Source organism: Beijerinckia sp. L45, assembly GCF_009765775.1.
In the GTDB taxonomy this organism is placed as follows: Bacteria; Pseudomonadota; Alphaproteobacteria; order Rhizobiales; family Beijerinckiaceae; genus RH-AL1.
Map to the genome: position 1 here is coordinate 75,869 of NZ_LMUU01000216.1, position 13,590 is coordinate 89,458.

Consider the following 13,590-nt stretch of genomic DNA (forward strand, 5'->3'; position numbering starts at 1 on the left):
ATCGCCATGCGGCATCTCGAACTAGACGACCTTAACCTGTTTCGCCACATCGCCGAGGCGGGCAGCATCACGGCGGGCGCGGCGCGCGCCAACCTTGCGCTCGCCGCCGCAAGCACCCGCGTCAAAGGCATGGAAACCCGCCTCGGCGCCGTGCTTTTCACGCGAAGCCGCCAGGGCGTGACCGCGACCGCGGCCGGGCATGCCCTGCTCGTTCATGCGCGTACGTTGCTCAGCCAGGCCGATCGGATGCACGAGGACCTCGGCTCCTACGCCGGCGGCGCGGCCGGCCACGTCCGCATGCTCTCCAACACCAACGCGCTCGTCGAGTTCTTACCGGAGGTCTTGGGGCGTTTTCTCGCCGCCTATCCCGGGACCACGGTCGACTTGCAGGAACGCGTCAGCGACGAGATCGTCGGCCTCGTGGCTGAAGGCGCGGCCGACCTCGGCATCGTCGCCGGGACGGTCGACACCGGCACGCTGGAAACCTGCGCTTTCCGTGAGGATCGCTTCGTGCTGGTCGTGGCGCCTGGCCATGCCCTCGCGACGCGTTCAGAGATCGCCTTCGCCGACGTGCTCGATCAGGACATCGTCGGCCTCGACTGGGGCAGCGCGCTGACCCGCTTTCTCGCCGCCCGGGCCGCCCGCGAAGGGCGCCGCCTGACGTTGCGGGTACAACTGCGCGGATTCGACGGCGTCTGCCGTCTGGTCGAAGCCGCGGTCGGCATCGGCATCGTGCCGCAGACGACCGCCAGACGGGCAGCGAAGACGATGGCGATCGTCCAGGTGCCGCTCACCGATATCTGGGCGCGCCGGGATCTGCGGATCTGTCTGCGGTCGCGCGCAGCCTTGTCGCTGTCTGCGGGGCGGCTTCTCGAGGCGCTCGAGCAGACGGAGTGCTAGCCGAGCGCTTACGTCGCCGAGCCGCCATTGAAGTTCCGCGGCGCCGGGCTGACCGGGGCGGCGCTGCCACCGTTGATCTGCAGCACCGCCAGACCGCGATCGTTCAGGCCGTCGCCGCGGAAGCGGAACACGCCGTCGGCGCCGTTGAAGCCGGACTTGTTGAGCAGCACGGTTTCGGAAAAGCGCTGGCTGCCCTGCATCTTGGCGAGCGCCGCCGCAAGCGACACGGCGTCATAGGACAAAGTCGCGATCCGCGTCGGATCGGCATTGTATTTGGCGCGGTAGCGAGCGGCGAAGGAATTGAAGCCGCCGTTCTCCGGCGCGGCGAACCAGGCGCCCTGCAGCGCCGGCAGGTTCAGCACCCGCGCGTCGTTCCATAGGCCGGTGCCCATGATCTGCACCCGCTTGCCGTCGAGGCCGGCGGCGAGCAGCGCCTCCGACATCGCGGGCATCGCGTCGGCCTGTTCCGGAATGAACAGGGAATCGATCTGGTCGCCCAGGGCCGCCACCTTCTTGACCGAGACCTGCAGCGTCTGCGGCGAATAATGTTCGATCGATTGCACACGCATGTGCTTCTTCGCGGCTTCCTGCTCGAATTCGGCATCGGCGACGCGGCCGTAGTCGTTGTCGGGAATCAGCGCGGCGATGGATTTCTTGCCCTTGGCGGCGGCGTAATCGACGATGCGGTCGACATAGCTTTCGATCAGGAAGGACAACAGGTAGGACCCGCGCGAGGCGGTCGACGTGTCGGTCGAAAACGCGATCATCGGCTTGCCGGCGCCACGCGCCACTTTGCCCGCTTCGCGGACGTCTGGGGCGAAGAGCGGCCCGATGAACAGTTCGGCCCCGTCGCCGAGCGCCGCCTGCGCCGCATTGCGGGCGCCGTCGGGATCGGAATGGTCGTCCTTCACAAGAATCGTCAGATCGGTGCTGCCGGACTCGGACAAGGCGAGATTGGCCGCGTTGCGCATGGACTGGCCGACGAGGCTCGGCTGGCCGTTGGCCGAGGTCAGCGGCAGGATCAAAGCCACTTTGACGGCGCCCGTGCCGATGGTGTCGCCGGCAGCCGCCGCGCCGGGAAGCGGCTGCGAATCGACCTTGCCGACCGGCGCATTGGCGGAGACGTCGCTGTCGCTGCTCAGCTTGCCGACATTGCTGACGGTGCCGCCGCCGCAGGCTGCGAGGAGACAGGTCGAACCGGCGAGAAGCGCCAGGCGCACGGCCGGGGAAACCAGGGACCGGCGCATCGCCGAAGATCGAATTGCCCGCACCTGCCTATTGCCTCGCTATCAGCCGTCGCTCCGCACCGCGGTTACGGCACTCCCTCGCGTCGTTTCATCGGCCAACGCTGTCGGAGGCGAATGGTCGCGTCGATCGCACGTGCTTAACAATACGCCTACAACAGCCAATTCCTGCAGCAAAAAAATGGCGTCCTGCGATTTGCGCTTGCCGTTCAACAGGAAACGACCGCTTTCGCCTGATTGTCGGAGGCGTTTTTTCTTCCATGGCCTCCGTGGCCTGAGCCGATGCCTCGTTCAAAGACGACTTCGCAACGGATCGTTCTCGGCGCTTGCAGACCGCCGCCAAAGCTGATGCGGTACCCCTCTCAAGTCCACAGGAAACGTCCCTCGCCCATGTCGCAGCCCCAGAAATCGCCCGCGGCAAGCGCCTTCACCGCCTTCGGCCTGCGGGCGGAGGCCGAAGCGATCAGCGCCGGCCTTCACGTCGTGGCGACGCCGATCGGCAACCTCGGTGATATTTCCTTCCGCGCCCTGGCGACGCTCGCCGCCGCCGATCTGGTGCTGGCCGAGGACACGCGGGTGACGAAAACGCTGCTGGCGCACTACGGCATCACCACGCCGCTGTTTCCCTATCACGAGCACAATGCCGATCAGGTGCGGCCGCAGCTTCTCGCCAAGCTCGAAGCCGGTGCAGCGCTGGCGCTCGTCTCGGATGCCGGCACGCCGCTGATTTCCGACCCCGGCTTCCGGCTGGTGGGCGAGGCGGTGCAGCGCGGCATCGACGTCAAGTCGCTGCCCGGCGCCTCCGCCGTGCTGGCGGCGCTGGTCGTCGCCGGCCTGCCGACCAACCGCTTCTTCTTCGAGGGATTTTTGCCGCCCAAAAGCGGCGCGCGCCGCCAGCGCATCGCCGAACTCGCGACGATCCCCGGGACTCTGGTGTTCTTCGAATCGCCGCGCCGCGTGGCGGCGACACTCGAGGATCTTGCCGCGGTGCTCGGCAATCGCGACGCCGCGATGGCGCGCGAGCTGACCAAAATGTTCGAGACGGTGCGCCGCGGCACGCTGCCCGTCCTTGCCGCGGAATTCGCGAGCGAGGATGCGCCGCGCGGCGAGATCGTGCTGCTGGTTGGCCCGCCCGGCGAGGACATCCCGTCGCTCGACGGCGACGCGCTCGACGCCAAGATCCGCACGGCGCTGGCGACGTTGTCGGTCAAGGACGCAGCGTCGGTGGTTTCCGCCGACACCGGACAGCCACGCCGAAAAGTCTATGCCCGGGCGGTGGCGCTGGCGGCGGAAGGCCATGCGGCGCTCCCGCGCTGATCGCCAGCGCGCCCACCGCGCCGGACACGGCGCCGAGTGGGCGGCGATTCTCTATCTCCGCTGCAAAGGCTATCGCATCATCGCCCGCCGCTATACGATCAAAGGCGGCGAGATCGACATCGTGGCGCGGCGGGGCGACGCGCTGGCCTTCGTGGAGGTGAAGCTGCGGTCCTCGCTCGACAGCGCCCGCATCGCGATCGAACCGGCCAAGCGTCGACGCATGGCGCGCGCCGCCCGCGCCTTTCTCGCCAACCAGGCCTACGCCACCCGCCTGACGCTGCGCGCCGACGCGATATATCTCGCGCCGTGGCGCTGGCCGCTGCACATCCCGGCGGCGTTCGAATTGGATATCGATTAGGCGCGTCTAGCAAATTGACTTCCCTCCCGTCTTCCTCCTATAAGACCCAGCAATCTGACGGTGTCGGACGCGCCTTCCCTCAAGGCCCCGGCCCGACTTGCGTTTTTCAATAGCGATATCGGCCTCGACCAGATTTGTGGCGAAGCATGCCGCGTCGGCCGAGATGGAGTAAGAGACGTGAAGCGGACTTATCAGCCCTCCAAGATCGTGCGCAAGCGCCGCCATGGCTTTCGCGCCCGCATGGAAACCGTCGGTGGCCGTCGCATCATCGCGGCCCGTCGCGCGCGCGGCCGCAAGCGCCTGTCGGCCTGAGCTTTCGTCATGACGGCGGCCGGTCGAAGGCTGCCTCTTCCAAGAGAGGGTTGCGCGATGCGGGACCCTGACGCGAGCGGCGAAGCCTCCGGGACGTCGCCGGCTCACCCGTCCAGGCAAGACCAAGACGTTGCGATCGGCCGGCTGAAACGCCGTGCCGATTTTCTGCGCGCGGCCAAGGGTCGCCGCTGGCATGGCAAGGCGTTCAGCCTCCAGGCCGGTCCCGTCGAGGACAGCGAGGCCCAGGGCGAGAGTCAGATCGCCCGCGTCGGCTTTACCGTGACCAAGAAGGTCGGCGGGTCCGTCGTCCGCAATCGCGCCCGACGCCGGCTTCGCGAGGCGCTGCGACTGAGCGACGGTCTTCCGGTCCGGTCCGGCCATGACTATGTGGTAATCGCCCGTCTCGAAGCGATCCGCTTGCCCTTTTCGACACTGCAGACCGATCTTACCCGCGCAATCCGAAGCGTACACGCCGAGGCGCGCCCTCACGACGCATCGAAGCGGCTCAACCAGGCGCTCCCGCCGGGTGGGTCGAAGAGGACCAGGCCAGGCCGATGAAATCCGACAACAGAAATTATTATTTTGCGATCGCTCTCTCGGTGCTCGTCGTCATCGCGTGGAATTATTTCTACGCCGGACCGCAGATGGCGAAGATGCGGGCGCAGCAGGCGCAGACCGCGGCGGTGACCGACACCAAGAACGGCACGACGCCTGGCGCGCCGGGTGCGATCCCGCAGCCCTCGGTCAACGCGCCCCCACAGGGCGGCGTCGCGCCGCAGACGCCGCAGACCACCAAGGACCGCAAGGACGCGCTCGCCGACAGCCCCCGCGTGACGATCGCGACGCCGAAGCTGATCGGCTCCATCGCGCTGAAGGGCGCGCGCGTCGACGACATCGTGCTGAAGGATTATCGCGAGACGCCTGACCCCGCGAGCGCGAACATCGAGTTGCTCTCTCCCGCCAACGCTCCGGCACCTTATTATGCCGAGTCCGGCTACGTCGCCCAGCCCGGCGTCAAGATCGCGCTGCCGACGGCCGACACGCTGTGGACCTCGAGCGGCGGCGCGCTGACCCCGTCGACGCCGGTCACGCTGACCTACGACAACGGCCAGGGCCTGGTGTTCCACCGCACCATCGCCGTCGACGACGAATACATGCTGACGCTCAGCGACACCATCGACAACAAGACCGCGGCGCCCGTCGCGCTTTACCCTTACGCGCTGATCCTGCGCCAGGGCCTGCCCAAGACCTCGGGCTATTCCGTGCTGCACGAAGGCTATGTCGGCGTCATCGGCGATTCCGGCGTGCAGGAGCTGACCTACGCCTCGATCGAGAAGGAGCCCAAGGCGACGAAGAGCCTGAAGGGCGCCGGTGGCTGGATCGGCTTCACCGACAAATATTGGGCGACCGCGCTGGTCCCCGACCAGAAGCAGACGTTCGACGGCAGCTTTTCCGCCCGCGGCACCGACCAGAAGGTGTTTCAGACCGACACGCTCGGCGAGGCCCTGACGATTCCGGCCAACGGCAGCGCCGGCACCGCGTCGCGACTGTTCGCCGGCGCGAAGGTCACGGCAGTGCTCGATGCCTACAAGAAAAACCTCGGCATCGAGAAATTCGACCTGCTGATCGACTGGGGCTGGTTCTACTTCATCACCAAGCCGATGTTCTTCCTGCTCGACGGCATCTACAAGATCGTCGGCAATTTCGGCATTGCGATCATCGCCATCACCTTCCTGGTGAAGGCCGTGTTCTATCCGCTCGCCAACCGCTCCTACACGTCGATGGCGAAGATGAAGAACGCCCAGCCGCAGCTGGCTGCCCTGAAGGAGCGCTATCCCGACGACAAGGCCAAGCAGCAGTCGGAAATGATGCAGATCTACAAGCGGGAAAAGATCAATCCCGTCGCCGGCTGCCTGCCGATGCTGATCCAGATCCCGGTCTTCTTCTCGCTCTACAAGGTGCTGTTCGTCACCATCGAGATGCGTCAGGCGCCGTTCTTCGGCTGGATCCACGATCTGTCGCAGCCCGATCCGACCAACGTCTTCAACCTGTTCGGCCTGCTGCCGTACAATCCGACGGCGCTGCCGCTGATCGGGCACTTCCTGGCGATCGGCATCTGGCCGCTGATCATGGGCTTCTCGATGTTCCTTCAGATGAAGATGAACCCCGAGCCGGCCGATCCCGTGCAGAAGGCGATGTTCGCCTGGATGCCGGTCATCTTCACCTTCATGCTCGGCACCTTTCCGTCGGGCCTGGTGATCTACTGGACCGTCAACAACACGCTGACCGTGATCCAGCAGTCGATCATCATGAAGCGCGCCGGCACCAAGCTGGAGCTGTGGGACAACATCACCGGCCTGTTCCGCAAGAAGGCGACGACTTGACCGAACTGTCAGCCGCGGAGCCGGCAGCCCCCGACTTCGCGGAGATCGGGCGCAAGCTGTTCGCCGCCGAATGCGAGTTCATCTGGGGGGCGTCGAAGCCCGACGCCCTGCCGCCGGTCGGGCCGCCGGAGATCGCCTTCGCCGGACGCTCCAACGTCGGCAAGTCCTCGCTGCTCAACGCCTTGACCAACCGCAAGACCCTGGCGCGGACGTCGCACACGCCGGGCCGCACCCAGCAGCTCAATTTCTTCGCGCTCGGCCCGAGCGTCGAGGAGAGCAAGCTGCGGTTGGTGGACATGCCGGGCTATGGCTTCGCCAGCGCCTCCAAGGCGAAGATCTCGTCGTGGAACAGCCTGATGAACGACTTTTTGCGCGGGCGGGCGCCGCTGGCGCGCGTCTTCGTGCTGATCGACGGACGCCACGGCCTGAAGCCGGTCGACTACGAGATGTTCGACACGCTGGATCGCGCCGCGATGTCCTATCAGATCGTGCTGACCAAGAAGGACGAAGTGAAAGTCTCCGAGCGCGCGAAGCGGATCGAAGACACGGTGATCGAGCTACGCAAGCGCGTGGCCGCCTTTCCCGAGGTGATCTTTACCTCGTCGGAGACGGGTGAAGGCGTGCCGGAGCTGCGGGAGGCGGTGGCGCTTTTGCTGCATCAACGCGGGGCTTAAAATAAAGCGGTCAAGCGTTCCTAAAGCCATGTCCCGTGGACCGCCATGCCTGCAAGGAATGTCATAGCCAGCACAAAGTAGAAGTTACCCACCGAGAATAAGATTGTGAAGGTTCGGCCGCGTCTCATGCTGAGTACGGCTACAGCAACGCCCGCCAAAAAGACGTAAATTCCATACTTGAGCGGCCAGTCTACCCAGGTTGGGTTTCGTGCGACCTGCGTCCTGGTATCGAGCCAGAAATAGCTGCCCCAAAGGCCTATAAAGATCCACACTGCTGGAAACAGAAGTAACCACAGGAACCGCTTTCTGTCGAAAAGCGCACCGGCCGGGTAAGTGTAGTACAATAAGATCAAAGAAGCATCGCCGGCAGAAAGAAGAATAAGACCCCAAGCCCTCCGACATCAACGGATTGCCATAGAAACCACTCAAAGCCACGAAACGTTCGAAAAACAGGCTGCACGATCACGACCTCCGCCGCTTGCTTCTAAAGGACGAAAGGATGCCGAACAGCGGCAAGACTTGGATCAGAACGCTTCCCTGAAATCAATTCCGGCTAGTGGCTCGTCCCGCCTTGATGCGCTCCAGCACCTCGTCGGCGGCCACACCCGTAGTGGGATCAGCCAAATATTCGGCATGGCCGTCCAAGACATCATTGCGCAGCCACCGCTCGACGCTTGCGTCCCGGTCCAGCAGCGCCAGCAAACCATCTTCGATCACCTCGCTCGCGGATTGGTAGGCCCCCGACCTGATCTTCGCTTCGACCGTTTCCGCCATGCCGTTCGGAAGCGTGATGCTGAGATGCTGTCTGGCTGTCATCGTTCGACCCTGCGCCCAAACCTTCCGCATTGAACCCCTTGCCTGCACCCGCTACAAGCCCTGCGACGTGACCAACCGGGACTTTCGATGAGCGGCATGACCTCCGACCCGCACGAGCAGGCCGCGATCCTCATCCAGGCGCTGCCGCACATGCTGCGCTACGACGATGCGATCATCGTCGTAAAGTATGGCGGCCATGCCATGGGCGACGAGGACAAGGCCCGCCAGTTCGCCCGCGACATGGTGCTGCTCGAACAGTCCGGCATCAATCCTGTGGTGGTCCACGGCGGCGGCCCGCAGATCGGCGCGATGCTCGCCAAGCTCGGCATCAAGTCGAGCTTTGCCGGTGGCCTGCGCATCACCGACAAGGCGACGGTTGAAATCGTCGAAATGGTTCTGGCCGGCTCGATCAACAAGCAGATCGTCGGCATGATCAATGCCGAGGGCGGCAAGGCGATCGGCCTCTGCGGCAAGGACGGCAACATGGTCACCGCGCGGAAAGCCGGCGCGGTCCACTCCGGCGAACCCGGTCATGACGAAGACATCGACCTCGGCTTCGTCGGCGAGCCCGCCCATGTCGACACGATGGTGCTGAACCAGGTGCTCGGCCGCGAGCTGATCCCGGTGCTCGCCCCCGTCGCCGCCGGCGTCGATGGCGAAACCTACAACGTCAACGCCGACACCTTTGCCGGCGCCATCGCCGGCGCGCTCGGCGCCAAACGCCTGCTGTTTCTGACCGACGTGCCGGGCGTGCTCGACAAGAACAAGAACCTCATCAAGCAGCTCAGCGTCGCCGACATCCACGCGCTGATCGCCGACGGCACGATCACCGGCGGGATGATCCCGAAGGTGCAGACATGCATCTATGCGATCGAACAGGGGGTGGAAGGCGTCGTCATCCTGGACGGCAAGCAGCCTCACGCCGTGCTTGTGGAACTGCTCACCGACTTCGGCGCGGGCACGCTGATCACCCGGTGATGATTTTGGGCCTTTCCACCGGTTTGCGAGGCGGCCGGTCCCCCTCCCCCTTGCGGGGAGGGGTCAGGGGTGGGGGTCCGTCCATCTGCGTTGCTGATGCAGTTTTGGCACTTCCAAAAATCGTCGATCGAAGAACACCGGGACCCCCACCCCTACCCCTCCCCACAAGGGGGAGGGGAGGCAGACGGCGGGTTTGCGGGCCAACACCAGGCTTGGTGCCGTTGCGATGACCGCCGTCCTTGCCCCCAAAGCCGTGACACGCCACGCCTTCGCCCATATCGAAACCTGGGTGTTCGATCTCGACAACACGCTCTATCCCGCCGGCACCGACCTCTGGCCGAAGATCGATGCGCGGATCACGCTGTTTTTGGCCCACCTCTACGGGCTCGACGGCATTTCCGCGCGCGAGCTGCAGAAATTCTATTATGAGCGCTACGGCACCACGCTCCGCGGCCTGATGGTCGATCACGCGATCGAGCCGGATGCGTTTCTCAGCTTCGTGCACGATATCGACCGCACCTCGATCCTGCCCAACCCGGTCCTCGCCGCGGCGATCGCCGCCCTGCCCGGGAGGCGGCTGATCCTGACCAACGGATCGCGCCATCACGCGCTGTCGACCGCCAGCGCGCTCGGGCTCGACGGCCTGTTCGAGGATATCTTCGACATCGTGGCCGGCGATCTCCTGCCCAAGCCCGAGGCCGAAACCTACCATCGCTTCCTCGCCCGCCATGCCGTCGATCCGACCCGCGCCGTGATGTTCGAGGACATCGCCCGCAACCTGCTGGTGCCGAAAGCGCTCGGCATGACCACCGTCCTGGTGGTGCCAAAACCCGGCGCGATGGACGACCGCGAGGCCTTCGAGATCGTCAGCGAAATCACGCCCGAGCACGTGGATTTCGTGACCAGCGACCTCGAAGGGTTTCTGCAGGCGATCGCGCCGGTCTGATCAGGCCTCGCCGGAATCGAACAGCGTCTTGAGGCGGCCGCTGGTGTCGCCGGCGAAGGTCTGCATCCCGGCATGGCCGAGCCGACTCTTGAGATCGAGCCAGATGGTGCCGCCGATCGCCCGCCAGCGCCGACAGAAGGCGTAATCCTCGCTGAGATAGCGGCCGGTCTCACTGTCGATCACGGGATCGAAGAGGGCATAGAGATTGTCGCTCGCCACCATCCGGTCGGCCGGCGTGTCGACCTTGGTGAAATGCGTCTCCGGATAGGCTTTGACCATTCGCTCGAACACCCCGCGCTTGATCAGTTGAAAGCCGGTGCCGGCATAACGCGCGGTGGCAAACCCTTTTTCGACGCGCAGCTCGGGAGCCTCGCAGAGCGACCCGACATAGGACAAGCCCGCCGCCTCCAGCGGTTCGCCGCCCACCACGCGACTCGGGACCGCGCCCCAGTCGATCTGCTTCAGCGGATAGAAGGCGGCGCAAAAATCCTTGTCGGCGATGAGCAGCCGCAGCACTTGTGTCGGGGCGAAGGTGATGTCGGCATCGACGAAGAGCAGGTGCGTCGCGCCCGGTGTGTCGAGAAAACGCGCCACCACGGTGCTTCGCGCCCTGGTGATGAGGGCATCGCCGCCGAGGAGTACGACATCGAGATCGAAGCCGCCTTTGTTGGCCTCCCGCAACAACGCCAGCAGGGACAGCGTGTAGGCCTGGCCGACGAGTCCGCCGAAACAGGGCGTGCCGACGACGATGTGGGGTTTGGACATCGGATTCTCGATTGCGCCGGGCCTTGGCCGCTTGGCCTCGACGGGCGATCTAAGCCTTGCATCGCACCCGGTGTAAACGTCGGGCGGAGGCTTGTGCACCGCGACGCGCAAAGCATCGGGGATGGCGGCGCATATCCTCATCCGCGACAGCCGAAGAGGGGCGTATGCGGCGCATGGTGAAGGGGCGCTCGGCTTGGACACTTGTTTGGGATCAACCATGCTCACCGATGACGGCGCCCTCTCCGTCCTGCCGGGCGCTTGCATGTCGGATTGCGAAGATCGGACCGGGCGCCGGGTCTTGATTCGGGCCGGGGCTGCGCTCATGCTGAATTCGTGCGCTCGACAGGCGAAAGGCCAGGATCGTGACGCGTGACGCATCGTGACGCGAAAATGGTGTTGTTCGCGCCGCGATTTTTGCATTTTTGCAACAGGGCCTCGCGGCCCCCTCCACCGTCTTCGGCGGTCCCGCTCCCCCCGTCGAGGGGCAGGATCGCTTCGTCCCCGTTGACAGCCACGCTTGCACCCACCAAACCTCGCGCGCTCAAAAGTTCAGGATTTTTTCGCCCCATGCCGTACACCGCCCTCGCCGCCACGATCGAAGATGCGTTTCGCGATCGCGCCGCCATCACCGCCGCGACCACCGGCGTGGTCCGCGATGCCGTCGACGAGGCGCTGGGCCTGCTCGACACGGGCACGCTGCGCGTCGCGGAGCGGCTCGGCGGCGACGGTCCCGAGGCCTGGCACGTCAACCAGTGGCTCAAGAAGGCCGTCCTGCTCTCCTTCCGACTGAACGACATGGCGCCGATTTCCGGCGGTCCCGGCGGGTCGACGTGGTGGGACAAGGTGCCGTCAAAATTCGACGGCTGGGGCGCGGCGGAGCATGCGGCGGCCGGCTTCCGCTCGGTGCCGAGCTGCATCGTGCGGCGCTCGGCCTATATCGCGCCGGGCGTCGTGCTGATGCCGAGCTTCGTCAACCTCGGCGCCTATGTGGATAGCGGCACCATGGTCGACACCTGGTCGACCGTCGGCTCCTGCGCGCAGATCGGCAAGAACGTGCATCTCTCCGGCGGCGTCGGCATCGGCGGCGTGCTGGAGCCGTTGCAGGCCAACCCCACCATCATTGAGGACGACTGCTTTATCGGCGCGCGCTCCGAGGTGGTCGAGGGCGTCGTCGTCGGCCGCGGCGCGGTGGTGTCGATGGGCGTGTTCATTTCCGCCTCGACCAAGATCATCGACCGCGCGACAGGCCAGGTCCACGTCGGCTACGTCCCGCCCTACTCCGTGGTCGTCTCCGGCAACCTGCCGGGCAAGCCGCTGCCCAACGGCACGCCAGGCCCGTCGCTCTATTGCGCGGTGATCGTCAAGACCGTCGACGCCAAGACGCGCGAAAAGACGGCGATCAACGAACTGCTGAGGGACTGATGGGCACGCGACGCGAGCGGGCGCATTTTCTCTTCCAGGCCGAGGACGGCGCCATCGACGCCCCGACCTGGCGCCGCCACGCCGGCTGGATGGCGGCGGCGCTCGTCGGCACCACCGTGATCTGGCGGCTGCTCGCGCCCTACGCGCACCACGACCTCGCCACATCGGCCTTCCTCGCGCCGATGACGATTCTGGCCTTCGTCTACCTGCTCGTCTTTTCATTCTTCGTGCTGCTGCTGGCGATCTCCTTCTACTTCCTCTCGGCCAAGCGGCTGCGCGACCGCGGCGAGCCGACGGCGCTTGCCGGCCTGCTGCCGTTCCTCGCCCTGGTGTCTGGCTCGCTGCACTTCATCCAGCCGCAGGTGCCGGACGTCATCGCGATCTGGTACGTCATCGGGGTGGATATCCTGCTGGCGGCCGTAGGCGTTTGGATGATCGTCGATCTCGGGTTTCGCGACGGTCGACCGACGCTGCATTAGATTGCCTTGATCATCTTATCGGCGGGAAACATCGATGCGCATCATCTGGGTTGTTGTCGGGGCGCTCATCGGGCTGATCGTCGGGGCGGCCGTCGGCTTCGGCGTCGCGCTCGCCGCGATGTCGGCCGGACCGCAGCGGAGCGACGGCACCTACGGCATGCGCGAGATGCTGGTGTGCCTACCGGCGGGCATTCTATTCGGCTTGGCAGCGGGTCTCTGGTGGGGATTGACGACCACCCTCGCCGCCGGCTGAGGCGGCGGCCAAACAAGACGGATCCGCTGGGATTCGAGAGGCTTGTCTAAAAACTATGCACATTCAATTAAATAGTTTACTTTTTTATAGCGCAGTTCGCAGCCGGGTGCCGACGGAGGACATTGCATGATCCTCGACATGAGGTCGATGTATGTTGCCGGCTCGCTGACCTGCCTGATCCTCGGCCTCGTCCAGCTCCTCGCCTTCGCCTCGGGTCGTTTCGACCGATGGCAGGCGTGGTGGGGGGCGAGCAATGTCCTGATCGGGATCGGCACGCTTGGGATCGCCTGCCGCGGCACGATCCCCGATATTCTGTCCATCAAAATCGCCAACATTTCGACCTTGATGGGCTACGTCGTTCTGGCACTCGGCATCCGCAGCTTTGGCGGTCGCCGCTCCCGATGGAGCGTCGTCCTCGGCCTTATCGCCTGCGGAACGCTGCCGCCGCTCGTCCTTTGGAATGACGCGGGTGATTTCCGGTCGCGCGTTGTCTTCTTCTCGCTGGTCGCCGCCAGCTGCGACGCGATCATCTGGCGCGAAGGGCTTCGGATTGCCCGCCAGGAGCGCCTGGCCTCCGCCTGGATTCTGGTCGGCCTTTTTTCCGTCACTACGGTCGTTTTCGCCATTCGCGCCGGCAGGGCGATGACGGGGACTTTCGTCGGCGACAACCTGTCCTCGCCGGGGCCGGGTGCCGTCCAATGGTGCATCGCCGTGGCCATTGCCTTCATCACGTTACGCGGCA

15 protein-coding genes and 1 pseudogene are annotated in these 13,590 nt (G+C 65.3%); 13 read left to right on the plus strand and 3 right to left on the minus strand.

The window, feature by feature from the left end; translation table 11 throughout:
* The first annotated feature begins 6 nt into the window (after positions 1-6).
* Positions 7-900: a LysR substrate-binding domain-containing protein gene (locus GSQ79_RS23170; RefSeq protein ID WP_158811141.1), complete on the plus strand. Its 894-nt coding sequence runs from the start codon at positions 7-9 to the stop codon at positions 898-900.
* A gap of 8 nt (positions 901-908) precedes the next feature.
* On the opposite strand, the gene GSQ79_RS23175 is transcribed toward GSQ79_RS23170, so the two are convergent.
* The gene (locus tag GSQ79_RS23175) at positions 909-2,147 is read right to left on the minus strand and encodes a penicillin-binding protein activator (protein ID WP_158811142.1); all 1,239 of its coding nucleotides are present in this window, start codon (positions 2,145-2,147) and stop codon (positions 909-911) included.
* Between the two features lie 387 nt (positions 2,148-2,534).
* Between GSQ79_RS23175 and rsmI the strand changes: the two genes are divergently transcribed.
* From rsmI to yihA, 6 genes are all read left to right on the plus strand, one after another.
* Positions 2,535-3,461, plus strand: coding sequence for a 16S rRNA (cytidine(1402)-2'-O)-methyltransferase (gene rsmI / locus GSQ79_RS23180; protein WP_158811143.1), 927 nt, complete (start codon positions 2,535-2,537; stop codon positions 3,459-3,461).
* Positions 3,442-3,819 (plus strand): YraN family protein, encoded by a 378-nt coding sequence (locus GSQ79_RS23185; protein WP_158811144.1) that lies wholly within the window; start codon positions 3,442-3,444, stop codon positions 3,817-3,819. Before rsmI ends, GSQ79_RS23185 begins: the two co-directional genes overlap by 20 nt.
* A gap of 177 nt (positions 3,820-3,996) precedes the next feature.
* The gene (gene rpmH, locus GSQ79_RS23190; RefSeq protein WP_158811145.1) at positions 3,997-4,131 is read left to right on the plus strand and encodes a 50S ribosomal protein L34; all 135 of its coding nucleotides are present in this window, start codon (positions 3,997-3,999) and stop codon (positions 4,129-4,131) included.
* Between the two features lie 57 nt (positions 4,132-4,188).
* Positions 4,189-4,689, plus strand: coding sequence for a ribonuclease P protein component (gene rnpA / locus GSQ79_RS23195; RefSeq protein ID WP_158811146.1), 501 nt, complete (start codon positions 4,189-4,191; stop codon positions 4,687-4,689).
* The gene (gene yidC / locus GSQ79_RS23200) at positions 4,686-6,515 is read left to right on the plus strand and encodes a membrane protein insertase YidC (protein WP_158811147.1); all 1,830 of its coding nucleotides are present in this window, start codon (positions 4,686-4,688) and stop codon (positions 6,513-6,515) included. The genes rnpA and yidC overlap by 4 nt, the downstream gene beginning before the upstream one ends.
* Positions 6,512-7,189: a ribosome biogenesis GTP-binding protein YihA/YsxC gene (yihA, locus tag GSQ79_RS23205; protein ID WP_158811148.1), complete on the plus strand. Its 678-nt coding sequence runs from the start codon at positions 6,512-6,514 to the stop codon at positions 7,187-7,189. Before yidC ends, yihA begins: the two co-directional genes overlap by 4 nt.
* A 543-nt stretch (positions 7,190-7,732) precedes the next feature.
* Here the strand turns inward: yihA and GSQ79_RS23210 are convergent.
* A complete protein-coding gene (locus tag GSQ79_RS23210; RefSeq protein ID WP_368669968.1) occupies positions 7,733-8,035 on the minus strand; it encodes a type II toxin-antitoxin system ParD family antitoxin in 303 nt (100 codons plus the stop codon).
* Between the two features lie 57 nt (positions 8,036-8,092).
* Between GSQ79_RS23210 and argB the strand changes: the two genes are divergently transcribed.
* Both argB and GSQ79_RS23220 read left to right on the plus strand, forming a co-directional pair.
* Positions 8,093-8,983: an acetylglutamate kinase gene (gene argB / locus GSQ79_RS23215; RefSeq protein ID WP_158811150.1), complete on the plus strand. Its 891-nt coding sequence runs from the start codon at positions 8,093-8,095 to the stop codon at positions 8,981-8,983.
* A gap of 226 nt (positions 8,984-9,209) precedes the next feature.
* Positions 9,210-9,929: a pyrimidine 5'-nucleotidase gene (locus GSQ79_RS23220; RefSeq protein WP_158811151.1), complete on the plus strand. Its 720-nt coding sequence runs from the start codon at positions 9,210-9,212 to the stop codon at positions 9,927-9,929.
* Here GSQ79_RS23220 and GSQ79_RS23225 read toward each other — a convergent pair whose 3' ends face one another.
* Positions 9,930-10,694 (minus strand): hypothetical protein, encoded by a 765-nt coding sequence (locus GSQ79_RS23225; RefSeq protein ID WP_158811152.1) that lies wholly within the window; start codon positions 10,692-10,694, stop codon positions 9,930-9,932.
* A gap of 567 nt (positions 10,695-11,261) precedes the next feature.
* Between GSQ79_RS23225 and dapD the strand changes: the two genes are divergently transcribed.
* From dapD to GSQ79_RS23245, 4 genes and pseudogenes are all read left to right on the plus strand, one after another.
* A complete protein-coding gene (gene dapD, locus GSQ79_RS23230) occupies positions 11,262-12,116 on the plus strand; it encodes a 2,3,4,5-tetrahydropyridine-2,6-dicarboxylate N-succinyltransferase (protein ID WP_158811153.1) in 855 nt (284 codons plus the stop codon).
* Positions 12,116-12,595, plus strand: coding sequence for a hypothetical protein (locus tag GSQ79_RS23235; protein ID WP_158811154.1), 480 nt, complete (start codon positions 12,116-12,118; stop codon positions 12,593-12,595). The genes dapD and GSQ79_RS23235 overlap by 1 nt, the downstream gene beginning before the upstream one ends.
* Before the next feature lie 34 nt (positions 12,596-12,629).
* Positions 12,630-12,848 carry a hypothetical protein gene (locus GSQ79_RS23240; protein ID WP_158811155.1) on the plus strand — a complete coding sequence of 73 codons (219 nt, stop codon included), beginning with the start codon at positions 12,630-12,632 and terminating at the stop codon, positions 12,846-12,848.
* 126 nt (positions 12,849-12,974) lie between these two features.
* A pseudogene (locus tag GSQ79_RS23245) lies at positions 12,975-13,590 on the plus strand (hypothetical protein); the annotation flags it as partial.

What these genes read in the sequence shown, in the direction of transcription:
- argB (WP_158811150.1), top strand. Translation starts at nt 8,093, where the DNA reads ATGAGCGGCATGACCTCCGACCCGCACGAGCAGGCCGCGATCCTCATC.
- GSQ79_RS23210 (WP_368669968.1), bottom strand. Translation starts at nt 8,035, where the DNA reads ATGCGGAAGGTTTGGGCGCAGGGTCGAACGATGACAGCCAGACAGCAT.
- rnpA (WP_158811146.1), top strand. Translation starts at nt 4,189, where the DNA reads ATGCGGGACCCTGACGCGAGCGGCGAAGCCTCCGGGACGTCGCCGGCT.
- dapD (WP_158811153.1), top strand. Translation starts at nt 11,262, where the DNA reads ATGCCGTACACCGCCCTCGCCGCCACGATCGAAGATGCGTTTCGCGAT.
- GSQ79_RS23220 (WP_158811151.1), top strand. Translation starts at nt 9,210, where the DNA reads ATGACCGCCGTCCTTGCCCCCAAAGCCGTGACACGCCACGCCTTCGCC.
- GSQ79_RS23225 (WP_158811152.1), bottom strand. Translation starts at nt 10,694, where the DNA reads ATGTCCAAACCCCACATCGTCGTCGGCACGCCCTGTTTCGGCGGACTC.
- GSQ79_RS23175 (WP_158811142.1), bottom strand. Translation starts at nt 2,147, where the DNA reads ATGCGCCGGTCCCTGGTTTCCCCGGCCGTGCGCCTGGCGCTTCTCGCC.
- yidC (WP_158811147.1), top strand. Translation starts at nt 4,686, where the DNA reads ATGAAATCCGACAACAGAAATTATTATTTTGCGATCGCTCTCTCGGTG.
- GSQ79_RS23185 (WP_158811144.1), top strand. Translation starts at nt 3,442, where the DNA reads ATGCGGCGCTCCCGCGCTGATCGCCAGCGCGCCCACCGCGCCGGACAC.
- GSQ79_RS23240 (WP_158811155.1), top strand. Translation starts at nt 12,630, where the DNA reads ATGCGCATCATCTGGGTTGTTGTCGGGGCGCTCATCGGGCTGATCGTC.
- rsmI (WP_158811143.1), top strand. Translation starts at nt 2,535, where the DNA reads ATGTCGCAGCCCCAGAAATCGCCCGCGGCAAGCGCCTTCACCGCCTTC.
- GSQ79_RS23170 (WP_158811141.1), top strand. Translation starts at nt 7, where the DNA reads ATGCGGCATCTCGAACTAGACGACCTTAACCTGTTTCGCCACATCGCC.
- GSQ79_RS23235 (WP_158811154.1), top strand. Translation starts at nt 12,116, where the DNA reads ATGGGCACGCGACGCGAGCGGGCGCATTTTCTCTTCCAGGCCGAGGAC.